Genomic DNA, 23,876 nt, shown 5'->3' with positions numbered 1-23,876 from the left:
AAATGACTTTTTTAAATAATTTGATTTATTGGAATAATTATAATAAAGAACAAAGAAAAAAAATATTATCTCGTCCAATATTTTTAATAGATGAAAAAATTAAAAATAATATAAGTAATATTTTAGATCAAGTTAAAAAAAAGGGAGATAGAGCATTAAAAAAATATAATTTTTTATTTGATAAGATTAAAATTAATAAATTAAAAATAGACAAAAAAAAAATATATAATTCAAAATTATATATAGATCAAAATATTAAAAATGCTATAAAAAATGCATATAATAATATATATAAATTTCATAAATATCAAATTTTAAATAAAAAAATAATTGAAGTTATACCTGGAGTATTTTGTCACCAAATTTATCGTCCTATTCCTAGGATAGGATTGTATATCCCAGGTGGGACATCTTCATTATTTTCTACAGTATTAATGTTAGGTATTCCAGCTAAATTAGCATTATGTCCTAACATTATATTATGTTCTCCTGCTCCTATATCTAATGAAATTTTGTTTGCTGCATATTTATGCAATATTAAAAATATTTTTCAAGTAGGAGGAGCTCATGCTATAGCAGCAATGGCTTTTGGAACAGAATCTATCAATAAAGTAGATAAAATTTTTGGACCAGGAAATTTTTTTGTTACAGAAGCTAAAAGACAAGTCAGTAATCAAAATAAAACTTATAAAAATATATCTATAGATATGCCGGCTGGCCCATCAGAATTAATGATTTTAGCTGATAAATATGCAAATTATAAATTTATTGTAGCTGATTTATTATCACAAGCAGAACATGGTATAGATTCACAAGTATTTTTAGTTACTTTTGAAGAAAAAATAGCAAAATTAGTTAAAAAAGAACTTTTAAATCAATTAGATAAATTACCTAAAAAACATATAGCAACAAAATCTCTTAGTAAGAGTTATATTATAATAGAAAAAAATATTGAAGAATGTATAAAAATAATAAATCAATATGCTCCTGAACATCTTATTATTCAATGTAATGATTATAATAAAATTTTATCAAAAATTATTAATGCAGGATCAATTTTTTTAGGACATTGGGCTCCTGAATCAGTAGGAGATTATGCTTCAGGAACTAATCATGTTTTACCTACTTATGGTTATGCATTAACATACTCTTGTTTAGGAATTTCTGATTTTCAAAAAAGAATTTATGTCCAAAAATTAACAAAGCAAGGTTTATTAAATATTTCTAATACAGTAGAAATTATGGCAAAAAAAGAAAACTTATTAGGTCATAGTAATTCTATTATAATAAGAAAAAAATATATTAGTCAAAATTTCTTTAATCAAAAAAAAAAAAAAAAAATAGATAATATTCATCAAATGATTAGAAAAAATATTATTAATTTTATTCCATATAAATCTGCACGCTTATTATATAAAAATGATAATATTACTAATCATTTAGTAGCATTAAATGCCAATGAATCTCCTATTATTTCTTCTTTTTCTTTAAATAAGAAAATATTTAATAGATATCCAGAACCACAACCTAAAGAATTAATTAATTTATATAGTAAATATGTAAATTTAAATCCTGAGAATATTTTAATAACAAGAGGAGCTGATGAAGGTATAGATTTAGTAATGCGTACATTCTGTAATCCAAAAAAAGATAAAATATTATTTTGTCCCCCAACATATGATATGTATCGTGTTACTGCTGAAATATTAAATATAAAATATATAAAAATTGATAGTAATAATAATTGGGAATTAAATTTAAATAAAATTAAAAAAAATCTTAATAAGATTAAAATTATTTATATTTGTAATCCTAATAATCCCACTGGTAATTATATAAATCAAAATGATATAATAAGGCTATTAAAATTAACAAAAAATAAAACAATTATTGTTATTGATGAAGCTTATATTGAGTTTTGTGTAGATCAAACTTTTTCTTATTTAATAAATAAATATCATAATTTAATTATATTAAGAACGTTATCAAAAGCATTTGCATTAGCAGGTTTACGTTGTGGTTTTATTTTAACAAATAAAAATATTATTGATGTATTACTGAAAGTTATTGCTCCATATCCCATACCTGCACCTGTTGTTGATATAGCTATACAAGCTTTAAATTCAAAAAATTTAATTATTATGAAAAATAATGTTAAAATAATAATTAATAATAAAAAATGGTTAATAAAAAATTTATATAAATGTAATTGTATAAAAAATATATTTGATAGTTCAACTAATTTTATTTTAGTAAAATTTCATAATTCTGAATTTATATTTAAAAAATTAACTAAAAAAAAAATAATTGTAAGAAATCAAAATCATGAAAAAAAATTAAATAATTGTTTAAGAATTACAATAGGAACATTTTTTGAATGTAAAAAATTATTTTTTGAATTAAAACAATTATCTTGTTAATAATTTAACAAAAAAGAACTTATTATATGTTAAAAAAAATACTCTTTATAGATAGAGATGGTACCTTGATATCTGAACCTAAAAATAATTATCAAGTTGATAATATTAATAAATTATTTTTTGAAAAACATGTTATTATTACATTATCAGAATTAAAAAAATTTTCTTATTTATTTATAATTATTACAAACCAAGATGGTTTAGGTAGTAAAAATTTTCCTTATAAATCTTTTGATATTCCACATAATTTTATGATTAATATTTTTAAATCTCAAGGTATAGAATTTGAAAATATTTTAATTTGTCCTCATTATTCTTATGATAATTGTATATGTAGGAAACCAAATATAACATTATTAAAATCATATTTAAATGATAATTTAGACAAAAAAAATAGTTATGTTATAGGAGATCGTTTAACTGATATTGAATTAGCAAAAAATATTGGAATTAATGGTATTTTATATAATAAAAAAATATGTAATTGGTTACATATTTTAACTAAATTAACACCAATTAAAAGATATGCTACAATAAAAAGAATAACAAAAGAAACTTCAATACATGTTGAATTATTTTTAGACCAAAATGGTAAAAATAATATAAATACTGGAATTAAGTTTTTAAATCATATGTTAGAACAAATAGCAATACATGGAGGATTTATTTTAAAAATTTACAGTAAAGGAGATTTATATATTGATGATCATCATACAATAGAAGATATTGCAATATTATTAGGAAAAGTTTTTACAAAAGCTATTGGGGATAAAAAAGGAATTAATAGATTTGGTTTTTTATTACCAATGGATGAATCATTAGCTCAATGTTCAATTGATTTATCAGGAAGGCCATATTTGCAATATCATGCAAAATTTAAATATCAAAAAATTGGAGATTTAAGTACAGAAATGATTAAACATTTTTTTTATTCTTTATCATATTCTATGTCATGTAATATATATTTAAAAGTTACAGGAGAAAATGATCATCATAAAAGTGAAAGTTTATTTAAAGCCTTTGGATGTTCTTTAAAACAAGCTATAAAAAAAGTAAATAATATTATTCCTAGTTCAAAAGGAGTTTTGATTTGAAAATTATTATTTTAGATACATCTTGTGGTAATTTTTATTCTTTAAAATCTACTATAAAAAAAGTAGGATTTAATTCGGAAATTACAAATAATAAAAATAAAATTTTAAATGCTGATAAAATTTTTTTACCTGGAGTAGGTTCTGCTTATTCTATAATAAAAAAATTAAAAAATGATAATTTAATAAAATTAATTCAAAATTGTAAAATAGATTTATTAGGCATATGTTTAGGTATGCAAATTTTAGGAAAATATAGTGAAGAGAATGAAGGAGTTTCTACATTAGGTGTTTTAGATTATTCTGTAAATTTAATGAACAGTACAAATAAACCTATTCCTCATATGGGATGGAATAAAGTAAAAAATATAATATCATCACCATTATTTCATAATATTAAAGAAAATTCCTATTTTTATTTTTCACATAGTTATAATATTAATATTAACAAATATACAATAGCTACTACTAATTATGAAAAAATTTTTAGTTCTGTTATTCAAAAAAAAAATTTTTTTGGAGTCCAATTTCATCCAGAAAGATCCGGAATTAATGGTATTCAATTAATTAAAAATTTCTTAAATATATAAAATTAAAATATGATAATCCCAGCAATTGATTTAATAAAAGGAAAGGTAGTTAGATTACATCAAGGAAAATTTAATTTAAAACGTAAATATTTATATGAACCTATATTTTATATACAACAATATATGCAACAAGGAGCTAAAAAAATTCATATTATTGATTTAGATGGAGCAAAAAATCCTCATAAAAAACAAATAGTTTTATTAAAAAATATTTTTAAAAATAAATTACCTCCTATACAATTAGGAGGAGGAATTAGATATAAAAAAGATATAGATCTAGTTTTAAATTTAAAACCTAAAATTCAAATTATATTAGGATCTTCAATTATACAAGATTTTAAAAATGTACAAAAATGGTTTAAAATATATAATCCATATTCTATAATTCTAGCTTTAGATATTAAAATTAATAAAAATAATAAAAAAATAGTTTTTATTAATGGATGGCAAAATAAAAGTAATATAATTTTTGAAGATATTATTGAAAAATTTTTATCTTTAGGATTAAAATATGTTTTATGTACAGATATTTCTAGAGATGGGACTTTTTTAGGACCAAATATAAGTTTATATACTGAAATAGTTAAAAAATATCCAGAAATATTTTTTCAAGCATCTGGAGGAATTTCTAAATTAGAAGATATTATTAATTTAAAAAAAAGTGGAGTAAAAGATATTATTATAGGAAGAGCTTTTTTAGAAAAAAAATTTACTCTTCAAGAGGCTAATTTATGTTGGCAAAAAGAATAATCCCATGTTTAGATGTTTATAAAAATTTAGTAGTAAAAGGGAAACAATTTAAAAATCATGAAATTATAGGAGATATTTTATCTTTAGCATCTAAATATGATAAAGAAGGTGCTGATGAATTAGTATTTTATGATATTACCGCATCTATTGATAAAAGATTAGTAAATAAAAAATGGATTTCTCAAATTGCTAAAATTATTAGTATACCTATTTGTATAGCGGGAGGTATTAAATCTATAGAAGATGCAGCACAAATATTACATTCAGGAGCTGAAAAAATATCTATAAATACTCCTGCATTAAATAATCCTTTTTTGATAAAAAGATTATCTAATTATTTTGGAAAACAATGTATTGTTGTTGGAATAGATTCTTGGTATAACAAAAAAGATAAAAAATATTATGTATATAAATATACTGGTAATAAAAAAACTGCAAAAATAACTAATTGGGAAACAATAGAATGGATTAAAAAAGTACAAGAATTAGGAGCTGGTGAAATAGTGTTAAATATGATGAACCAAGATGGATTATGCTCAGGATATGATATGGTGCTTTTAAAAAAAGTTAGAAAAATTTGTCACATTCCTTTAATTGCTTCTGGTGGAGCAGGTTCTTTAGATAATTTTTATAATGTTTTTCATAAAAATATAAATGTTGATGGTGCTTTAGCTGCATCAGTATTTCATAAAAATATTATTAATATTCATAAATTAAAAAAATTTTTACATAAAAAAAATATTGAGGTAAGAATATGTTAAAAAAAAATATATTAAGTAATTTAAATTGGAATAAAACAAATGGTTTAATTCCCGCTATTATACAACATAAAATTTCAGGTCAAATACTTATGCATGCATATATGAATCAAAAATCTCTTAAAATAACATTAAAGACAAAAAAAGTTACATTTTTTTCTAGAACTAAAAATAGAATATGGACAAAAGGAGAAACAACTGGTAATTTTTTATATATAAAAAAAATTAAAACAGATTGCGATAATGATACATTGCTAATTTTAGTTCAACCAGTATATAAAACATGTCATTTAAATGAATATAGTTGTTTTAAAAAAACAATATCAGATTTTACTTTTTTATATTTATTAGAAAATATTTTAGATAAAAAAAAAAATTCTATAGATTCTTCATATACTTATAATTTATATAAAAGTGGATTAAAAAGAATTACCCAAAAAGTAGGAGAAGAAGCTATAGAAACTATTATAGCTGCAAATGATAATAATAATAAAGAAACTATGCAAGAAACAGCAGATTTAATTTATCATTTAATAGTTTTATTAAAAATGAAAAATATTAATTTGTGTGATATTATACAAATTTTAAGAAAAAGAAACTCATAATTTTTTTAAATTTATATTAATTAAAAATTAAAAAATTTATTATAAAATATATCGACTAATATCTTCATTAATTATTAATGTGTCAAGATGTTTACTTACATAATTTTTATCAATAACAATAGATTTATTATTATATTCATTTGCATTATAAGAAATATCAGACATTAAATGTTCAAGAACAGTATGTAATCTTCTAGCTCCTATATTTTCTGTTGTTTCATTTACTTTCCAAGCAGATTCTGCAATTCTTTTTATACCATCTTTAGTAAAGATAATATTTACTTTTTCAGTTGCTAATAATGCTTTATATTGCACTGTTATAGATGTATCAGGTTCTATAAGAATTCTTTCAAAATCATTACTAGTTAATGCTTTTAATTCAACTCTAATAGGCAATCTACCTTGTAATTCAGGAATTAAATCAGAGGGTTTAGATATTTGAAATGATCCTGATGCAATAAATAAAATATGATCTGTTTTAACCATTCCATGTTTTGTTGAAACCGTACATCCTTCTACTAAAGGTAATAAATCTCTTTGTACTCCTTCACGAGAAATATCAGAAGATACATTATTACTTCTTCTACAAATTTTATCTATTTCATCTAAAAATACAATTCCATTTTGTTCAACAGCTTCTATAGCTTTTTGTTTAATATCTTCATTATTAATTAATTTTCCAGCTTCTTCATCTATTAATAATTTCATTGCATCTTTAATTTTTAATTTACGTTTTTTTTGTTTATTACCACCTAAATTTTGAAATAATGATTGTAATTGACTAGTCATTTCTTCCATTCCTGGAGGAGCCATAATTTCAATACCCATAGGGGTACTAGATACATTAATTTCAATTTCTTGATTATCTAATAATCCATTTTTAAGTTTAATTTTTAATTTTTGACGAATAGATTCAATATTATCATCTTGATTCCAATTACTTTTATTTGGTATTAAAACATTTAAGATTCTTTCTTCTGCCATTTCTTTTGCTTTATTACAATTTTTATTAAGTGCTTGTATCTTAATCATTTTTATAGAAACATCAGTTAAATCACGAATAATAGAATCTACTTCTTTGCCTACATAACCAATTTCGGTGAATTTAGTTGCTTCTACCTTTATAAAAGGAGCATTAGCTAATTTTGCTAATCTACGCGCAATTTCTGTTTTTCCTACACCAGTAGGACCAATCATTAATATATTTTTAGGTGTAACTTCTTGTCTTAAATTTTCATCTAGCTGCATACGGCGCCAACGATTTCTTAATGCTATAGCCACAGCTTTTTTTGCACTTTCTTGTCCAATAATAAATTTGCCTAATTCTCTCACAATTTCTTTTGGGGTCATTTCAGACATAAATATCATTTTCCTATGCTTATGTACATGGTAATTTTTCAATAGTAAAATTATGATTAGTATATATACAAATATCTCCTGCTATATTTAAAGATTTTTTTACTATTTCATATGCACTTAAATTAGTATTTTCAAATAAAGCGCGAGCTGATGCTTGCGCATATGGTCCACCAGAACCAATAGTTACTATATTATTTTCAGGTTGAATAACATCTCCACTTCCTGTAATTATTAAAGAACTAATTTTGTCTGCAACTACTAATAAAGCTTCTAATTTACGTAAAATACGATCTGTTCTCCAATCTTTTGCTAATTCTACTGCTGATTTTGTTAAATTTCCTTGATATACTTCTAATTTTTGTTCAAATAATTCAAATAGAGTGAAAGCATCTGCAGTACCACCAGCAAAACCTGCAATTACTGTATCATGATATAATTTACGAATTTTTTTTACATTTCCTTTCATTATAATATGACCAAGAGTTGCTTGCCCATCACCACCGATAACTACATCCCCATTTTTCCTAACACTTACTATTGTTGTCATGAGTTTTATTCCTCACTCTAATTATTATTATTTTATATCTCATAACAATATACAAATAATTTTACTCTAAAAAAATTTTAATAAAAAAATATTATTTTAAAATTTATTATATTTTAATATAAAATATTTTATTTTATTAATAATTATATTATAATTATTTGATAAAATAGTTTGAATTTTATTAAAACACTAAAATTATAACATAATTTTTATTTTAAACAATAAATTTATTTTTAAATAAGGATTATATGTACAAAAATATTTTAACTATTGATACGTCTACAGAATATTGTTTAGTAACATTAAAAAATAATGGAATAATTTATAAAAAAATTCAATATTGTCCTTATTCACATATTAAATATATACTATTTTTAATTAATAGTATTTTAAAAGAAACAAATTTATTATTATCTGAAATAAATTTATTAGGATATAATATAGGACCTGGAAATTTTACAAGTCTAAGAATAGGTATAGCAACAATAGAAAGTATTTCTTATGTACTAAATATTCCTAAAATAGGTTTATCTCATTTAATGATTTTAGCAGAAAAATCTTGGAAAATAACAGGAATCAAAAAAATAATAACCATTATTCAATGTAATAAAGAATTTTTATATTTTTCTTTATATAAAAGAAACAAAAAAAGTTTATGGATTGGAAAACATAATGAATGTTTAATAAAACATCATGATTTTATAAATAAAATTTTATATCTAAAAGGTAGATGGGTATTAATTTCTAATATTAATAATTATTTAAAATATAATATAAAAAAAATATCAAATAAAAATGTAAAAATACATTTTATTGAAAATAAAAATTATTCTTCAGAAGAAATTATTAATATTATTAATAATATTTTATTAAATAAAAAAAAAATAAGAAAATATTATAAAATTAATTATATAAAAAATGTATTTTAAATAAAATTATTATTTTTCATGTTTATTTTTAATATATTTTTTTGTTTTAGGTAATGTAATATTTAATTCTAACACTGATATATTATTTTTTTTATCATCTAATTCTATATTAATCATATTAGGATTAATTTTAGTATATTTAGAAATAACTTTTAATATTTCTTGTTTTAATTGTGTTATATAACAAGGATAAATATATCCTTTTTTTGATTCTTCTGATATAATAATCTGTAGTCTTTTTTTTGCAATATTAGCAGTTTTTTTTTTTTTTGATAAAAAAAAATTAATAAAGTTCATTATTATCTCCAAAACCAACGTTGTAAAAAATTTTTTTTCTCGCTTTTTATAAAACGTAAAGGGATTTTCTCTCCTAATAAACGCTTAACGGTATCATTATATGCTAATGAAGCATTAGAATTATCATGTAAAATTATACTTTTACCTTGATTTGATGCTCTTAAAACTAAAGGATCTTCCGGGATAACACCTATAATTTGAATTCCTAAAATTTCAATAATATCATCAATACTTAACATATCTCCACAGTCTACTCTTATAGGATTATAACGTGTTAATAATAAGTATTCTTTAATAGGTTTTTCCCCATATTTAGCTCTTTTAGATTGTGAAGAAATAATACCTAATATTCGATCAGAATCACGAATAGAAGAAATTTCAGGATTAGTAGTAATAATAGCTTCATCAGCAAAATATAATGCAGTTAATGCCCCAGTTTCAATACCTGCTGGTGAATCACAAATAATAAAATCAAAATTCATTATATTTAAATTTTTTAAAATTATTTCTACTCCTTTATAAGTTAAAGCATCTTTATTTTTTGTTTGTGAAGCAGGTAAAATATATAAATTTTTATATTTTTTATCTTTTATCAAAGATTGATTTAATGTTGCTTCACCTTGTAAAACATTAATAAAATCATAAACTACTCTTCTTTCACATCCCATAATTAAATCAAGATTACGTAGTCCAATATCAAAATCAATAACAACTGTTTTTTTACCATTTTTAGCTAATCCTGTAGCTATAGCGGCACTAGAAGTAGTTTTACCTACTCCACCTTTACCCGAAGTAACAACAATTATACGCATTAGAATTTCCTTTAATAGTAAATTTAAATTAAATTTAATTACATGATTTTATTGTTAATACTTTATTTTTTAAATATATTCTTGATGATTTTCCTAAAAATTTATTAGGAATTTGATCCTGAAGTAAATATTCACCTGCAATAGATAATAATTCAGCAAATAATTGATTACAAAAAATTTGGCAATTTTTATCTCCATTTGCTCCAGATAAAGCTTTTCCTCTCATAAAACCATAAATATGAATATTTCCATCTGCTATTAATTCTGCTCCTGTACTAACATTATTTATAATAATTAAATCACTATTATAAGCATAAATTTGTTGTCCTGATCTAATTGGATTATAAATAATTTTACTTTTATTATAAATAATATTTTTATTTAATGATAATGAACTTTTTTCTTTTATTATTTTTATAATAGATTTTTGTATTATATTATTATCAGTATTTTTTTTTTGATTTTTAACATCAATATTTTGAATTTTTTTGTTATCTTTATTTTTTGTAAAAAAAATAGGTATACCCGTTTTTTTTATCATTTTAATTATATTTTTATTATTGCAACCACTTACTCCTATAATATTAATTCCTGTAGAAATAATAGCATTATAAACTTTTTCCCAATTTATTTCATTTTTTATATGATAAATATTTATAATAACTGATATTTTTGTAAAAAAAATAGGAGAATGATTTATTTTTTTTTTAATAGCATTAAATATAAGTTCAGGTTGATTACTATATAAGTAAATTACATAAAATGAAAAATTATTTTGTTTAAATTTAATTATTTTTGTTAACATTTCTATCGCCTTTAATTAACTAAAATTATTTTTATTTAAAATAACTTTATTAATTATATTAATACTTTTTTAATATATATAAAATATTTTATACTTGTAATTTTTTTGATAAAAGTATAATTTATTTATTTATATAATATCAATATAAAATATATTTAAATAAAAATTTAAAGAATAAAAATGAAAAATTTATCAAAGTTAGATCTATTATCTCATAGATTTAGAGGTTTTTATCCTGTTGTAATAGATATTGAAACTTCAGGATTTAATTCTAAATATAATGCTATATTAGAAATAAGTATAATAACATTGAGAATGCATAATGGTTGGTTAGAAAAAAATGAAACATTACATTTTCATATTTTACCTTTTAAAGGTTCAAATATTTCTTTAGAAGCATTAGCTTTTAATGGTATTAATATTGACACCTCTTTAAGAGGTGCTATAACTGAAAAAAAAGCTTTAAAAATCATTTTTAAAAAAATTTCTCAAGATATAAAAATAAATAAATGTAGAAAAGCAGTTATAGTAGCTCACAATGCTAGTTTTGATCATAGTTTTATTATGCAAGCTACAAAAAGAACAAAATTAGAAAATTATAATCCATTTCATTCTTTTGTAATATTTGATACTACTTCAATGTGTGGATTAATTTTAGGTCAAACTGTTCTTGCGAAATCATGTCATGCAATTGGTATCCCATTTGATAATAACAAAGCACATTCAGCTTTATATGATACTAATCGTACTGCTGAATTATTTTGCAAATTAGTTAATAAATGGAAAATAAAAGGCGGATGGCCTCCCAATTCTTTTTCCTAATTTTATAAGTATATAAAAAAATTATTTTTTTTTAAAATTTAAAATATTTTTTAATTCGTTATTAACATGTAATGTATAAAGTATATCATAACCTCCTATTAATTTATTATTAACCCATAACTGGGGAAATGTTGGCCAGTTAGCATATTTTGGTAAGTTTTTTCTAATATCAGGATATTGTAAAACATCAATATAAGTAAATTTTATTTTGTAAAATAAAATAATTTGAACAGCTTTTTGGGAAAAACCACACTGAGGATGTTTAGGGTTTCCTTTCATATATAAAATTATAGAATTATTATTAATTTGTTTTTTAATCTTATCAAAAATTTGCATAAAATTCTCTATTTTATTTATAATGATAAAAGAATAATAATTAGAATAACTATGTATATAGTAGTTTAAAATTTTTTAAAAGTAAAATATTATTTATACAATAAAATTTATTTTTTATAAATTATAATAAATATAAAAAAGGTTATATGTGCAAAAATATTTAATCGAAACAAAAAAATTATTTAATATTGCGATACCCATAATTTTAACACAAATAGCTTATCTTTTAATAAGTATTATTAATATGATTATGGCTAGTTCTTTCAATAAAATTGATATGGCTGTTATATCAATAGGAACATCAATTTGGTTGCCAATAATATTATTTGGACATGGTATTTTTTTATCTTTAATACCTATTATTACAAAATTATATATATCTCAAAACAATAAAAAAATAACTAATTATATTAAACAATCATATTTATTAGCAATAACATTATCATTAATAATGATGTTTATTTTATATAAAATAAATTTTTTAATATCTTTATTATTTAATAATAAATTTTTTATTTTAAAAATAAAAAAATTTTTAAATATAATAATTTGGAGTATACCAGGATATTTATTATTACAAATAACACGTTGTTTATGTATATCATTATCATTAACAATACCTGATATGATTATCAGTTGGATTGGAGTAGTTTTATATATACCAATTAATTACATTTTTATTTATGGTTTTAGTTATATACCATCGTTTGGTGGTTTAGGATGTGGTTTATCTACAGTATTAATATACTGGATATTATTTATTATAACCATAATATGGATGTTAAAATCCATTTATTTTAAAAAAATTAAATGTTTTAATTTATTAAATAAACCTGATTTTAAAATTTTGAAAAAAATATTAAAATTAGGTTTACCTATTGGTTTATCTATTTTTTGTGAAATTACATTATTTAGTATTGTTTCCTTATTAATATCATCTATGATGAAAATAGATGATATTATTAGTCATCAAATAGCTTTAAATTTTAGTTCTTTTATTTTTATTATTCCTCTATCATTAAGTATTTCTACTACTATATTAATAGGATATTATTTAGGTTTAGGTAATAAAAAAAAAGCAAAAATTATTAGTTGGATTTCTCAAAGTATTGGGATAATAATATCTATTTTTACTATTTTAATTAGTATTATTTTTAAAAAAAAAATTGCTTCATTATATAATCTTAATTTAAATATTATAAATTTATCATCTCATTTAATATTATTATCATCTATTTATCAATTTTCAGATTCTATTCATGTGATTGGAACCGGTATTTTAAAAGGTTATAAAGACACTAAATTTATTTTTTTAATTACATTTATATCATATTGGATTATAAGTTTTCCTATTGGATATATTTTATCTTTTACAAATTTAATTACCCATCCTATGGGACCATCTGGTTTTTGGATTGGATTTATTATTGGATTAACAACTGGAGCAATATTAATTATATTACGTATTATAAAAATACAAAAAAATTGATTATTATATATATATAGTATAACATATAGAATATTAATGTTTTATATGCGTTCTTAACTCAGTGGTTAGAGTGTCACTATGACATGGTGAAAGTCAGAGGTTCAAATCCTCTAGAACGCATAAAGTTATTTTATAATTTATATTTTTATTTATTTCCAATAAATTAAACAAAAATTTTTTTTTCCTTTACGTAATAAAGTAAAATGATGAAATTTTTTATCATGATCTGTAAATATAAAGTTAGTATTAGATATATTTTGATTATTAATAAAAATAGAATTTGATTTTATTAAAATAACTGCTTTCTTTCTAGAAGATGTAAATTTACTTAAGATTAATATTGTTGGTAAATCAAAACTTTTATTTTCTAAAGAAATATTATGAATATTTTTTAAAAGTGTTAAAAAATCATTTTCTGAAAAATTATTTATATTTTCATAAAAAAGTAAATTAGTTATTTTTTTTGATATAACTAAATTTGTTTCTCCATGTACCATTTTAGTCATGTATGTTGCAAGAAGATATTGAGGACTATTTTTTTTAATATTATTTTGTTTTTGATAAAAAGATTTAATAATTTTTGATTCATAATTAGTAAACATATTTAAAAATTTAAAAACGATTGAATCTGGTATATTTAACCAAAATTGAAAAAATTTGTATGGATTAGTTTTTTTATGATCTAACCATATAGCTTCTTTTTCAGTTTTTCCGAATTTTGTTCCATCATTTTTAATAATTAAATTAGTAGTTAAACCAAAAACTTTTTTTTTATATATTTTTTTTATTAAATCTATTCCTGATATAATATTTCCCCATTGATCTGATCCTCCAATTTGGAGTATTACATCAAATTTTTTATTTAAATATGCAAAATCATATGATTGTAATAAATTATAAGAAAATTCAGTAAAAGAAATTCCTTGAATATTATTATTTGTCATTCTATTTTTTATAGAATCTTTATTCATCATGTGATTAACACAAAAATGTTTACCAATTTTTTTTAGAAAAAAAAGAATATTCATTTGATGAAACCATTCATAATTATTAATTATAATCGCACTATTTTTACCACAATTAAAATCTAAGAAATTATTTATTTGTAAACTAATTTTTTTAAACCATAGATTTATATTATCTATTGGATTTATTTTTCTTTTTTTTAATTTAAAACTAGGATCACCAATTAAACTTGTAGCTCCTCCTAATAAAATTATAGGTTTATGTCCTAATTCTTGAAAATATTTAAGTGTAATTAGTTGTATTAAATGACCTATATGTAAACTTTCTGCTGTTAAATCAAAACCACAATAAAGATTAATTTTTTTTTCATTTAAAATTTTAAATAAATCTTCTTTATTAGTTGCTTGATATAAGATATTACGTTCTTCTAATTTTTTTAGAATATTTATATTATTTTTTTTTATCATCTACATTCCTTTTATTATTTCATTTAAAATATTTCATATTATGATTATATAATTTTTTTGTAGTCTGAATAATACTTCTAGTATATATATCAGTTTCTATATTTACATAATTATAAATATTTTTTTTAGATAATGTAGTTTTAGATAATGTTTCTGGTATTATATTTACACTAAATTTATTTTTTAATTTTTTATCTATTGTTAAACTAACACCATCTATACATATAGATCCTTTTTTTAAAATATAATTCATTTGTAAAATATTATTAGGTTTTATCCATAAAATTTTAGAAAAATTATAGTTTTTAATATTTGTAATAATAGCTATATCAGTAATATGTCCTAAAACTATATGTCCTCCAACAAAACTATTAATTTTTATAGGTTTTTCAAGATTTACATAATCACCAACTTTTACTTTTTTAAAAGTAGTAATATTAAATGTTTGTTTTATTATATTAAAAATCATTATATTATTATATAATTTAATAATTGTTAAACAACATCCATTATTAGAAATTGAATCTCCTATTTTCAGATTTTTTATAAATTTTTTATTTGTTTTTATATGTAAAGAATATATTTTTTTATATAAAATAATATTTATAATTTTACCTATAGTTTGTATAATACCTGTAAACATTTTTTTACTTTTTTATAATATAAATATATTTATTATATAAATAATATATATTTTTTTATATTAAAAATTAAATTAATATAAAAAAATTAATTAAAAAATTTTATTGATGATTATCAATATAATCTTTAAATAAAATTTGAAATTTTTTTTTTAATTCGAAAATACATTGTTTTATAATACTATTAATTTCTTGTTCAGTTAATGTATGATATTTATTTTGTATAAATATACTTAATGTAATATTTTTATATCCTACAGGAATATTATTTCCTTGATATATATCAATTAATTTTATTTTTATTATATCTTTTAATTTTAATTTTTTTAAAAAAGATAAAATATCTATAAAATAGATGTTTTTTTTAATTGAAAAAGATATATCTCTTTTATTTACCGGTAAATTAATAATTTTTTGTAAATTTAAAATATTATTTACAATAATTTTATCAAAAAAAATTTCAAATAAAAAAGTATCGTAATTTATATTAAAATAATTAGTAAATTTAGGATGTAACATTCCAATATATCCAATATATATATTATTAAAATATATTAATGAACTAATATATGGATGTAATATTGTAATATTTTTTTGTTGACGAAATTCTATTTTATTATTTTTTTTTAAAAAATCAAAAAAATATTCTATATCACCTTTTATATCATAAAAATTTATTAATTTATTTTTTTCACCCCAATAATCAGAATATAAATTTCCATTTGTTATTCCAGATAATATTAATTTTTGTGATATTCCTATTTTTTTTTTTAAATTTTTGAAAAAGCATAATCCATATTCAAAAAAACGTAAATTTTTTTGTTGTCTATTTTGATTATAAATAATATTATTTATTAAACCACATATTAAAGAACAACGCATAACAGATGTTTCATTTGTAAGGGGATTCTGAATTTTAATTTCTTCTATTTTTGGATATAAAATTGATTGTATTTTAGGATTAATAAAACTGTAATTAATTACTTCATGATATCCTTTATGAATTAAAATATTTTTAATTTTTTTAAAATTAATTTTTGTATTTTTTAATTTTAAATTTTGCTTTTTTAAAATATTTTTTTTGATCAAACATATTTCTATCTTATTAGGAATTTTATTATATCCATATATACGGATAATTTCTTCTATTATATCTTCTTCAATATTTATATCATTACGCCAACTAGGTATTTTAATAATAAAATAATTAATTGTTTTTTTTATAATTAAAAAATTTAATTTATTTAAAATATTAATTATATTTTTTTTTAAAATATGAAAACCTAAAATTTTATATATATTTTTAAATGATAATTTAATAATTTTTTGTATATAATTAATACTATTCATATTAATTGAATAAATTTTACTTCTATCACCACCAAATATTTCTATTATTAAATTTACTGTTCTTATTATAACTTCTTTTTGTATTAATGGATCTAAAAATCTATTATATATGTTAGAATTATTATTAAAATAACTATTTTCATTAAATAAATATTCAAAATATTTTTTATTTATAAAGAAACATTCTATTAGAATATTTTTTGTTGTTAATTGAATGATTACATCTTTATTTTGTATTATTCCAGGTATAGAAATTATTTTAGATTTATCTTTTATGATTAATAAAGAATTATTATTTATTAAATTAATATTTTTATTTTCAAAATTTAATATATTATTTTGATTTTTTTTTTTACTTTTGATATAAATATCACCGGTAATTTTATTAAAATCATAAAATTGAATAGGATATCCTAGTTCTAAAATTATATAATTATAAATATTTAATAATGGATTTTCGATGGAAATTTTAATTCCAGATTGGAATAATCTATTTTTAATAAATAGTGGAATTTCTTTTGTAAGATCAATATTTTTAACTATGCAATAATTATATTGATATAATATATCATTAATATTTTTATTAAAATTAATATTAATATTATATTTTTTTGATTTTTTAAGTAAAATATTATTATATGGTTTTTGTAAAAAAAAAACGTTATTTAAAACAGATAAATCTCTAGTTAGTCCTAATATACTTAAACAATCGGGTCTATTAGTAGGTATATTAATATGTAATATATTATCAGTTATTTTTTTTAAATATTGATTTGCATTTTCCCCATTATAACTATTATAGGGTAATTTAATTATATCATTTTTTAAAATTTTTTTTTTATATGAATTAATAATTTTATTAGAACATAATAATCCTTCAGATTTAAGTAAAAAAGAATATTCTGGAATTTTAATATATTTTTTATATAATGAAGAATCTTTGGTTGCTAAAATAACTTTAGTTTTATTTTTTAAATTATTTATATTAGAAAATATTTTTAAAAATCTTCCATTATTAATTAATATTATTAATTTATAAATTTTAGGATTTTTTTGATATACATAGTATTTTACAATTTCTCCTACTAAAATATTATCAAAATTTATATTATTTTTAATATATTCAATTTTTTCTATTTCAAATCCTAATATTGTTATTATCTTTGATAAAGAATGAATGTCTTTATTATAATTTAACCATTCTTTTAACCATGATGCACTGAACTTAATCATATAAAATTATTAAATTTAAATTGTTTAAGAAAACGTATATCATTTTCATAAAATGAACGTATATCATGAATATTATAACGTAACATAGCTAATCGTTCTACTCCTAAACCAAAAGCAAATCCACGATATTTTATAAAATTTATTTTAACATTTTTTAAAACATTAGGATGTACCATTCCAGCTCCTAAAATTTCTATCCATTCTTTGTTTTTATTTAAAATATCTATTTCTAAAGAAGGTTCTGTAAAAGGAAAATAAGAAGGTCTAAAACGTATTTTACATTTTTTACCAAAAAAAAAGTTTAAGAACAAGATTAATATTCCTTTTAAATCTGTAAAAGTTACTTTTTTATCAATAAATAATCCTTCTATTTGATGAAACATTGGTGTATGACTACTATCATAATCATTACGATATACTTTTCCGGAAGTTAATATACGTATGGGAGGTTTTGTTTTTTTCATTATTCTAATTTGAACATTAGAAGTTTGAGTACGTAATAAAACATTTTTATCTAACCAAAATGTATCTTGTTCTTTTCTTATAGGATGATATTTTGGAATATTTAATGCATCAAAATTATGATAAACATCTTCTATTTCCGGACCTATAACTATTTCAAAACCAATTTTGATAAAAAATTTTTCAATTTCACTAATTATATTTTTTATAGGATGTTCAGAACCGATTTTAATATATTTTCCAGGTAATGAAATATCAATTTTTTGATTTAAAAGCTTTTTATCATTTTTTTCTAGTTCTATTTCTTTTTTACGTTTTTCTATTATTTTTTTTATTTGTTTTTTCTGTTTATTAATAATAATACTTTTATTTATTCTTTCCTTTTTTACTAAATTTTTTATTAATAAAAATTGTGTTGTAATATATCCTTTCTTACCTAAATATTTAATTTTTAATATATTTAGATCATTAATACTCTTTATCGCATAAATTTCTTTTTTTGCAATAATAACTATATCATCATATACCATATATAATATTCTCATTAATATAATAATAAAAATAATTATATATAAGAAAATATTTTAATTTAATAAATTTTATTTATTAAATTCATTATTTGAAAAATTTATCAATTTATTAAAAGACAAAATATCAAACATAGCTATATCAGCTAAAATTTTTCTATTTATATTTATATTATTTTTTTTTAATTTATACATTAAACAATTATAAGATATATTTTTTTGACGTGCTGCTGCATTAATTTTCATAATCCATAATTGGCGAAATTTTCTTTTTCGTTGTTTTCTATCTCTATAAGCATATTGTCCTGATTTAATTACAGCTTGAAAAGCAGAACGATAAGTTCTAGATCGTGATCCATAATATCCTTTTGCTTGTTTTATTATTTTTTTATGTTTTGCTTTTGCAATAACTCCACGCTTAATTCTTACCATATTATTTAATTTCCTATAATTATTATATTTTACATATTTATCTTATTATAAATAAGGTAAACATATTTTTAATGAATATGAATCTCCTTTTGTAACTATTTTTTTCTGTCTTAAAGATCTTTTGTGTTTTTTATTTTTTTTAGTTAATAAATGTCTTAAATTAGCTTTTTTATGTTTAAATAATCCAGTACTTGTTTTTTTAAAACGTTTTGCAACACTACGTACTGTTTTTAATTTATTCATATTATTAAAATCCAGAATTTTAAATTAAAATTTATTTTTTTGGTATTAAAATCATTATAATTTGCCTACCTTCAACTCTTGTCGGAAATGATTCTACTATAGCTAAGCTTTCTAAGTCATTTTTTATACGATTTAACATAAAAAATCCTATTTTAGTATGCATCATTTCTCTTCCTCTAAATCTAAGAGTAACTTTTATTTTATCTCCTTTTTTTAAAAAACGAATTAAATTACGTAATTTAACTTTATAATCTCCTATATCTGTTCCTGGACGAAATTTAATTTCTTTTAAATTTATTATTTTTTGTTTTTTTTTTTGTTCTTTAGAAGCTTTGTTTTTTGCATATAAAAATTTACCATAATCCATTATACGGCATACAGGAGGTACAGAATTAGGACTAATTTCAACCAAATCAAATCCTACATTTTCTGCTTTTTTTAAAGCTTCTTTGATATTAATTATCCCAATTTGTTCACCATTTAATCCTATTAATCTCACAATTTTACTCCTAATATTTTTATTAATTTTATTAGGTCGTGATAATTGTATGGTTTTTTTTCCAATTTTAATATTTTACCTCTCTTTATTTTTTTTATTAATATCATAATTATTAATTTTTTTTTTTATTTTATTGATAATATCATAAATTTTCATAAATCCCAAATTTTTACCAAAACAATCTCGTACAGAGATAACATTATTTTTAATTTCCCTATCTCCACAAATTAAGATATATGGAATATGTTGTATTGTATATTGTCTTATTTTAAATGAAATTTTTTGATTTTTTATATCATATTTAACACGAATATTATTTTTTTCAATTATTGTAAATAATTTTAAAACATATTGTATATGTTTTTTACTAATATTTAATATTACAATTTGTATTGGAGCTAACCAAATAGGTAAATATCCAGAAAATTCTTCAAGTAAAATACCTATAAATCTTTCTATTGAACCTAAAATAGCACGGTGAATTATGATTGGGGTACTACGTTTATTTTTATCATTAATATAAAATAAATTCAAACATTTTGGTAATGTAAAATCTAGTTGTATTGTACCACATTGCCATTCTCTATTTAAACAATCAAAAAAAGAAAATTCTATTTTAGGACCATAAAATGCGCCTTCCCCTTCTTGGTATTTGAAATCTATATTTAATTTATTTAAAATAAAAGATAAATTATTTTCTGTTTGATCCCAAATTTTATTATCTCCAATTTTATGAGTTGGCCTAGTAGATAATTTTACAAGAAACTTTTTAAAACCAAAAATATGATAAACATCATACATCATGTTAATACAATTTTCTATTTCTCTACTAACTTGATTTTTTGTACAAAAAATATGAGCATCATCTTGTGTAAAATTTCTTAATCTCATAAGACCATGTAAAGAACCAGAAGGTTCATTTCGATGACAAATACCAAATTCGGCAATTCTTAAAGGTAAATCTCTATATGACTTAAGTTTTTGTTGAAAAATTTGAATATGTGCAGGACAGTTCATTGGTTTTATACAATAATTTCTATTTTCTGATAAAGTAGTAAAAATAGCTTCTTTATAAATTTTCCAATGTCCTGTTTTTTCCCAGATAGAAAAATCAGTTATTAAAGGAGTTTTTACTTCTAAATAATTATATTTTTTTAATTTTAAACGTAATAATTTTTCTAATTCTTTAAAAATAATATAACCATTATTGTGCCAAAAAACCATTCCTGGAGATTTATTTTGAATATGATATAAATTTAATTTTTTCCCTATAACTCTATGATCTATTTCTAATAATTTAGTTTGATTTGATAAATCTATTTTTGTAAAATTATCATTTTGTTCCATTGTTTATTTTCATAATATTAATATTGTTAATATAATAACAAAATTTTTCTTTTAAATACATTAAAAATATTCTTTAAAAGAATTAAACTAAATAAATTAATATTTTAATATTATTTATTTTAAAATTTTTTGTCCACAAATAACTCTATAATAACCTTGTATGTCACAATATTGTGTGACATTTTTAAATTTTTTAATTTTAAATATTTTTTTTAAAAAATATTCTTGTTTATATCCATGTTCTAATATTAACCAACCATAATTATTTAAATATTTTTTAGATTTAGAAATAATATGATTTAAATCAGCTAATCCATTATTAAGTGATCTTAATGATTTAATAGGTTCAAATTTTAATTTTTTTTTTAAAAGAGAATATTCATAATAACTTATATATGGAGGATTACTAATTATAATATCAAATTTATTATTTTTTAACTTATTAAACCAATTACTTACTAAAAAATTAATATTATTAATACATAATTTTTTAGCATTATATTTTGCTAAATTAATAATTTTTTGAGAAATATCTATAGCAGTAATATTAAGAAAATTATATTTAGAAGCTATTGCTAATGAAATTGCACCGCTCCCAGTTCCCAAATCTAATATTTTTTTTATATTAAAATTAATTTTTTTTAAAACAATATCAACTAAAATTTCTGTATCTTTACGAGGTATTAAAACATAAGGTGATACATTAATTTTTAATGACCAAAATTCACAAAAACCTAATAAATAGGCTATAGGTTCTCCTTTAATTCTTCTTTTTAAAAATTTTTGTAATATTTTAAATTGTTTATAATTTATTTTTGTTTCATCAAAACCATAAATCCACGATTTAGATTTTTTTAAAACAAAAGATAATAATACAACTGATTCTAATTGATATGTTAATATATTATTTTTTTTTAAAAAATTAGAAGCATATTTTAACCATTGATTAATAATCATTCTTTTTTATAATTACATTATAGTTTAATAGTATTATATTGGTAAATAATTGGATTTATTAAAATATCTAAATTACCATCCATAATTTCATTTAATTTATAAATTGTTAAATTTATGCGATGATCTGTAACTCTTTTTTGAATAAAATTATATGTTCTATTTCTATCTGAACGATCTCCACTACCTAATAATATTTTTTTTTTTATTGCATTATCTTTATTTTTTTTTTCTATTTCTAGAGTATTTATTCTTGCAGCTAAAACAGATAAGGCTTTAGCTTTATTTTTATGTTGAGATCTTTCATCCTGACATTCTACTACAATTCCAGTTGGTAAATGAGTAATTCTTATAGCTGAATCTGTTGTATTTACATGTTGTCCTCCAGCTCCAGAGGATCTGAATGTATCAATTTTTAGATCTTGATAATTTATTTCTGAAATTTCTGTTTTTAACAATTCAGGCATAACAGCAATAATACAAGTAGAGGTGTGTATTCTTCCTTGTGATTCTGTTTCCGGAACTCTTTGAACTCTATGTCCTCCTGATTCAAATTTTAATTTTCCATATACTCCTATTCCCATAATTTTTAATATAATTTCTTTAAAACCATTTCCATTTTCATTATAATGAATATTTATTATTTCTATTTTCCATTTTTTTGATTCTGCATATCTAATATACATTCTAGAAATATTTTTTACAAATATTGCAGCTTCGTTTCCTCCAGAACCAGCTTTAATTTCTATAAAACAATTACGATCATCTTCTTCTTTTTTTGGAGAAAGTAATTTATATAATATTTTTTCTATTTTCTTTTGTTTAATTTTAATATTTTTTATATCTTCTAATACCATTAGATATATTTCTTTATCTTTTTCTTTTAATAATATTTTATTATTAATTAAATTTAATTGTAATTTTTTCCATTTTAAAAATGGTCTAATTATATTAGATAATTTTGAATATTCAGTTGATAGATTACGTAAGGAATTGTAATCATTATATGTTCTATAATTACCTAATTTTTTTGATATATATTTATATCTCTTATATAAGAGATCAAGTTTTTTAATCATATAAGAATTCATAATTATTATTTTATTTTTGAAAATTTTATAAATAAAAATTTTTTTATAAAAAAT

At 19.7% G+C, this 23,876-nt stretch carries 25 protein-coding genes, 1 tRNA gene and 1 pseudogene; 11 read left to right on the top strand and 16 right to left on the bottom strand.

What is annotated here, in order from left to right:
- Positions 1 to 2: 2 nt before the first annotated feature.
- The 7 genes and pseudogenes from hisD to hisIE form a co-directional block, all read left to right on the top strand.
- Positions 3 to 1,310, top strand: a pseudogene (gene hisD / locus GJU02_RS02275) (histidinol dehydrogenase); the annotation flags it as partial.
- A 48-nt stretch (positions 1,311 to 1,358) separates the two neighbouring features.
- Positions 1,359 to 2,420, top strand: coding sequence for a histidinol-phosphate transaminase (gene hisC, locus GJU02_RS02270; RefSeq protein WP_168919457.1), 1,062 nt, complete (start codon positions 1,359 to 1,361; stop codon positions 2,418 to 2,420).
- Between the two features lie 26 nt (positions 2,421 to 2,446).
- Entirely contained in the window at positions 2,447 to 3,514 is a 1,068-nt protein-coding gene (gene hisB / locus GJU02_RS00600) for a bifunctional histidinol-phosphatase/imidazoleglycerol-phosphate dehydratase HisB (protein ID WP_168919169.1), read from the top strand.
- On the top strand, positions 3,511 to 4,101 hold the full coding sequence (gene hisH, locus GJU02_RS00595; protein ID WP_168919168.1) for an imidazole glycerol phosphate synthase subunit HisH: 591 nt from the start codon (positions 3,511 to 3,513) through the stop codon (positions 4,099 to 4,101). Before hisB ends, hisH begins: the two co-directional genes overlap by 4 nt.
- Before the next feature lie 9 nt (positions 4,102 to 4,110).
- Positions 4,111 to 4,851 carry a 1-(5-phosphoribosyl)-5-[(5-phosphoribosylamino)methylideneamino] imidazole-4-carboxamide isomerase gene (locus GJU02_RS00590; RefSeq protein ID WP_168919167.1) on the top strand — a complete coding sequence of 247 codons (741 nt, stop codon included), beginning with the start codon at positions 4,111 to 4,113 and terminating at the stop codon, positions 4,849 to 4,851.
- The gene (gene hisF, locus GJU02_RS00585) at positions 4,833 to 5,612 is read left to right on the top strand and encodes an imidazole glycerol phosphate synthase subunit HisF (RefSeq protein ID WP_168919166.1); all 780 of its coding nucleotides are present in this window, start codon (positions 4,833 to 4,835) and stop codon (positions 5,610 to 5,612) included. Before GJU02_RS00590 ends, hisF begins: the two co-directional genes overlap by 19 nt.
- Positions 5,606 to 6,214: a bifunctional phosphoribosyl-AMP cyclohydrolase/phosphoribosyl-ATP diphosphatase HisIE gene (gene hisIE, locus GJU02_RS00580; protein WP_168919165.1), complete on the top strand. Its 609-nt coding sequence runs from the start codon at positions 5,606 to 5,608 to the stop codon at positions 6,212 to 6,214. Before hisF ends, hisIE begins: the two co-directional genes overlap by 7 nt.
- A gap of 39 nt (positions 6,215 to 6,253) precedes the next feature.
- On the opposite strand, the gene hslU is transcribed toward hisIE, so the two are convergent.
- Both hslU and hslV read right to left on the bottom strand, forming a co-directional pair.
- Positions 6,254 to 7,573 carry an ATP-dependent protease ATPase subunit HslU gene (gene hslU, locus GJU02_RS00575; protein ID WP_168919164.1) on the bottom strand — a complete coding sequence of 440 codons (1,320 nt, stop codon included), beginning with the start codon at positions 7,571 to 7,573 and terminating at the stop codon, positions 6,254 to 6,256.
- Positions 7,574 to 7,592: 19 nt separating this feature from the next.
- A complete protein-coding gene (hslV, locus tag GJU02_RS00570) occupies positions 7,593 to 8,120 on the bottom strand; it encodes an ATP-dependent protease subunit HslV (RefSeq protein WP_168919163.1) in 528 nt (175 codons plus the stop codon).
- A gap of 248 nt (positions 8,121 to 8,368) precedes the next feature.
- On the opposite strand from hslV, the gene tsaB reads away from it, so the two are divergent.
- Positions 8,369 to 9,049, top strand: coding sequence for a tRNA (adenosine(37)-N6)-threonylcarbamoyltransferase complex dimerization subunit type 1 TsaB (tsaB, locus tag GJU02_RS00565; protein WP_168919162.1), 681 nt, complete (start codon positions 8,369 to 8,371; stop codon positions 9,047 to 9,049).
- Positions 9,050 to 9,058: 9 nt separating this feature from the next.
- Here tsaB and minE read toward each other — a convergent pair whose 3' ends face one another.
- Genes minE through minC form a run of 3 tightly spaced genes read right to left on the bottom strand, consistent with a single transcriptional unit; the run spans position 9,059 to position 10,963 of the window.
- Positions 9,059 to 9,346, bottom strand: coding sequence for a cell division topological specificity factor MinE (minE, locus tag GJU02_RS00560; protein WP_168919161.1), 288 nt, complete (start codon positions 9,344 to 9,346; stop codon positions 9,059 to 9,061).
- Positions 9,347 to 9,348: 2 nt separating this feature from the next.
- Positions 9,349 to 10,158, bottom strand: coding sequence for a septum site-determining protein MinD (gene minD, locus GJU02_RS00555; protein WP_168919160.1), 810 nt, complete (start codon positions 10,156 to 10,158; stop codon positions 9,349 to 9,351).
- A 34-nt stretch (positions 10,159 to 10,192) separates the two neighbouring features.
- Entirely contained in the window at positions 10,193 to 10,963 is a 771-nt protein-coding gene (gene minC / locus GJU02_RS00550; protein ID WP_168919159.1) for a septum site-determining protein MinC, read from the bottom strand.
- 180 nt (positions 10,964 to 11,143) lie between these two features.
- Between minC and rnt the strand changes: the two genes are divergently transcribed.
- Positions 11,144 to 11,785, top strand: coding sequence for a ribonuclease T (gene rnt / locus GJU02_RS00545; protein ID WP_168919158.1), 642 nt, complete (start codon positions 11,144 to 11,146; stop codon positions 11,783 to 11,785).
- A 21-nt stretch (positions 11,786 to 11,806) separates the two neighbouring features.
- Here rnt and grxD read toward each other — a convergent pair whose 3' ends face one another.
- Positions 11,807 to 12,121 carry a Grx4 family monothiol glutaredoxin gene (gene grxD, locus GJU02_RS00540; RefSeq protein WP_168919157.1) on the bottom strand — a complete coding sequence of 105 codons (315 nt, stop codon included), beginning with the start codon at positions 12,119 to 12,121 and terminating at the stop codon, positions 11,807 to 11,809.
- A gap of 148 nt (positions 12,122 to 12,269) precedes the next feature.
- Between grxD and GJU02_RS00535 the strand changes: the two genes are divergently transcribed.
- Both GJU02_RS00535 and GJU02_RS00530 read left to right on the top strand, forming a co-directional pair.
- Complete coding sequence (locus tag GJU02_RS00535; protein ID WP_168919156.1) at positions 12,270 to 13,610, top strand: MATE family efflux transporter; 1,341 nt, start codon at positions 12,270 to 12,272, stop codon at positions 13,608 to 13,610.
- A gap of 47 nt (positions 13,611 to 13,657) precedes the next feature.
- Positions 13,658 to 13,730: transfer RNA gene (locus GJU02_RS00530), tRNA-Val, on the top strand.
- 29 nt (positions 13,731 to 13,759) lie between these two features.
- Here the strand turns inward: GJU02_RS00530 and tyrS are convergent.
- The 10 genes from tyrS to prfA form a co-directional block, all read right to left on the bottom strand.
- On the bottom strand, positions 13,760 to 15,043 hold the full coding sequence (gene tyrS, locus GJU02_RS00525; protein WP_168919155.1) for a tyrosine--tRNA ligase: 1,284 nt from the start codon (positions 15,041 to 15,043) through the stop codon (positions 13,760 to 13,762).
- Positions 15,044 to 15,062: 19 nt separating this feature from the next.
- A complete protein-coding gene (locus GJU02_RS00520) occupies positions 15,063 to 15,686 on the bottom strand; it encodes a riboflavin synthase (RefSeq protein WP_168919154.1) in 624 nt (207 codons plus the stop codon).
- A gap of 100 nt (positions 15,687 to 15,786) precedes the next feature.
- Positions 15,787 to 18,267 carry a phenylalanine--tRNA ligase subunit beta gene (gene pheT, locus GJU02_RS00515; RefSeq protein ID WP_168919153.1) on the bottom strand — a complete coding sequence of 827 codons (2,481 nt, stop codon included), beginning with the start codon at positions 18,265 to 18,267 and terminating at the stop codon, positions 15,787 to 15,789.
- A complete protein-coding gene (gene pheS, locus GJU02_RS00510; RefSeq protein ID WP_168919152.1) occupies positions 18,264 to 19,259 on the bottom strand; it encodes a phenylalanine--tRNA ligase subunit alpha in 996 nt (331 codons plus the stop codon). Before pheS ends, pheT begins: the two co-directional genes overlap by 4 nt.
- 69 nt (positions 19,260 to 19,328) lie before the next feature.
- Positions 19,329 to 19,688, bottom strand: coding sequence for a 50S ribosomal protein L20 (rplT, locus tag GJU02_RS00505; RefSeq protein ID WP_168919151.1), 360 nt, complete (start codon positions 19,686 to 19,688; stop codon positions 19,329 to 19,331).
- 45 nt (positions 19,689 to 19,733) lie between these two features.
- Positions 19,734 to 19,931 carry a 50S ribosomal protein L35 gene (rpmI, locus tag GJU02_RS00500; protein WP_168919150.1) on the bottom strand — a complete coding sequence of 66 codons (198 nt, stop codon included), beginning with the start codon at positions 19,929 to 19,931 and terminating at the stop codon, positions 19,734 to 19,736.
- A gap of 31 nt (positions 19,932 to 19,962) precedes the next feature.
- The gene (infC, locus tag GJU02_RS00495) at positions 19,963 to 20,502 is read right to left on the bottom strand and encodes a translation initiation factor IF-3 (RefSeq protein ID WP_168919456.1); all 540 of its coding nucleotides are present in this window, start codon (positions 20,500 to 20,502) and stop codon (positions 19,963 to 19,965) included.
- 3 nt (positions 20,503 to 20,505) lie between these two features.
- Positions 20,506 to 21,777 carry a threonine--tRNA ligase gene (gene thrS / locus GJU02_RS00490; protein ID WP_168919149.1) on the bottom strand — a complete coding sequence of 424 codons (1,272 nt, stop codon included), beginning with the start codon at positions 21,775 to 21,777 and terminating at the stop codon, positions 20,506 to 20,508.
- 114 nt (positions 21,778 to 21,891) lie between these two features.
- Entirely contained in the window at positions 21,892 to 22,734 is an 843-nt protein-coding gene (gene prmC, locus GJU02_RS00485; protein WP_168919148.1) for a peptide chain release factor N(5)-glutamine methyltransferase, read from the bottom strand.
- A 17-nt stretch (positions 22,735 to 22,751) separates the two neighbouring features.
- On the bottom strand, positions 22,752 to 23,822 hold the full coding sequence (prfA, locus tag GJU02_RS00480) for a peptide chain release factor 1 (RefSeq protein WP_168919147.1): 1,071 nt from the start codon (positions 23,820 to 23,822) through the stop codon (positions 22,752 to 22,754).
- Positions 23,823 to 23,876 lie beyond the last annotated feature (54 nt).

The organism is Enterobacteriaceae endosymbiont of Donacia thalassina (assembly GCF_012568245.1).
In the GTDB taxonomy this organism is placed as follows: Bacteria; Pseudomonadota; Gammaproteobacteria; order Enterobacterales; family Enterobacteriaceae.
The sequence above is the reverse complement of the archived record's forward strand: the minus strand, read 5'-3'. Positions and strand labels throughout refer to the sequence as shown.

What these genes read in the sequence shown, in the direction of transcription:
- thrS (WP_168919149.1), bottom strand. Translation starts at nt 21,777, where the DNA reads ATGGAACAAAATGATAATTTTACAAAAATAGATTTATCAAATCAAACT.
- hisB (WP_168919169.1), top strand. Translation starts at nt 2,447, where the DNA reads ATGTTAAAAAAAATACTCTTTATAGATAGAGATGGTACCTTGATATCT.
- minD (WP_168919160.1), bottom strand. Translation starts at nt 10,158, where the DNA reads ATGCGTATAATTGTTGTTACTTCGGGTAAAGGTGGAGTAGGTAAAACT.
- tsaB (WP_168919162.1), top strand. Translation starts at nt 8,369, where the DNA reads ATGTACAAAAATATTTTAACTATTGATACGTCTACAGAATATTGTTTA.
- hisIE (WP_168919165.1), top strand. Translation starts at nt 5,606, where the DNA reads ATGTTAAAAAAAAATATATTAAGTAATTTAAATTGGAATAAAACAAAT.
- GJU02_RS00590 (WP_168919167.1), top strand. Translation starts at nt 4,111, where the DNA reads ATGATAATCCCAGCAATTGATTTAATAAAAGGAAAGGTAGTTAGATTA.
- GJU02_RS00520 (WP_168919154.1), bottom strand. Translation starts at nt 15,686, where the DNA reads ATGTTTACAGGTATTATACAAACTATAGGTAAAATTATAAATATTATT.
- hisC (WP_168919457.1), top strand. Translation starts at nt 1,359, where the DNA reads ATGATTAGAAAAAATATTATTAATTTTATTCCATATAAATCTGCACGC.
- prmC (WP_168919148.1), bottom strand. Translation starts at nt 22,734, where the DNA reads ATGATTATTAATCAATGGTTAAAATATGCTTCTAATTTTTTAAAAAAA.
- grxD (WP_168919157.1), bottom strand. Translation starts at nt 12,121, where the DNA reads ATGCAAATTTTTGATAAGATTAAAAAACAAATTAATAATAATTCTATA.
- rplT (WP_168919151.1), bottom strand. Translation starts at nt 19,688, where the DNA reads ATGGTAAGAATTAAGCGTGGAGTTATTGCAAAAGCAAAACATAAAAAA.
- pheS (WP_168919152.1), bottom strand. Translation starts at nt 19,259, where the DNA reads ATGGTATATGATGATATAGTTATTATTGCAAAAAAAGAAATTTATGCG.
- minC (WP_168919159.1), bottom strand. Translation starts at nt 10,963, where the DNA reads ATGTTAACAAAAATAATTAAATTTAAACAAAATAATTTTTCATTTTAT.
- minE (WP_168919161.1), bottom strand. Translation starts at nt 9,346, where the DNA reads ATGAACTTTATTAATTTTTTTTTATCAAAAAAAAAAAAAACTGCTAAT.
- pheT (WP_168919153.1), bottom strand. Translation starts at nt 18,267, where the DNA reads ATGATTAAGTTCAGTGCATCATGGTTAAAAGAATGGTTAAATTATAAT.
- prfA (WP_168919147.1), bottom strand. Translation starts at nt 23,822, where the DNA reads ATGAATTCTTATATGATTAAAAAACTTGATCTCTTATATAAGAGATAT.
- hisF (WP_168919166.1), top strand. Translation starts at nt 4,833, where the DNA reads ATGTTGGCAAAAAGAATAATCCCATGTTTAGATGTTTATAAAAATTTA.
- hslV (WP_168919163.1), bottom strand. Translation starts at nt 8,120, where the DNA reads ATGACAACAATAGTAAGTGTTAGGAAAAATGGGGATGTAGTTATCGGT.
- rpmI (WP_168919150.1), bottom strand. Translation starts at nt 19,931, where the DNA reads ATGAATAAATTAAAAACAGTACGTAGTGTTGCAAAACGTTTTAAAAAA.
- tyrS (WP_168919155.1), bottom strand. Translation starts at nt 15,043, where the DNA reads ATGATAAAAAAAAATAATATAAATATTCTAAAAAAATTAGAAGAACGT.
- rnt (WP_168919158.1), top strand. Translation starts at nt 11,144, where the DNA reads ATGAAAAATTTATCAAAGTTAGATCTATTATCTCATAGATTTAGAGGT.
- hslU (WP_168919164.1), bottom strand. Translation starts at nt 7,573, where the DNA reads ATGTCTGAAATGACCCCAAAAGAAATTGTGAGAGAATTAGGCAAATTT.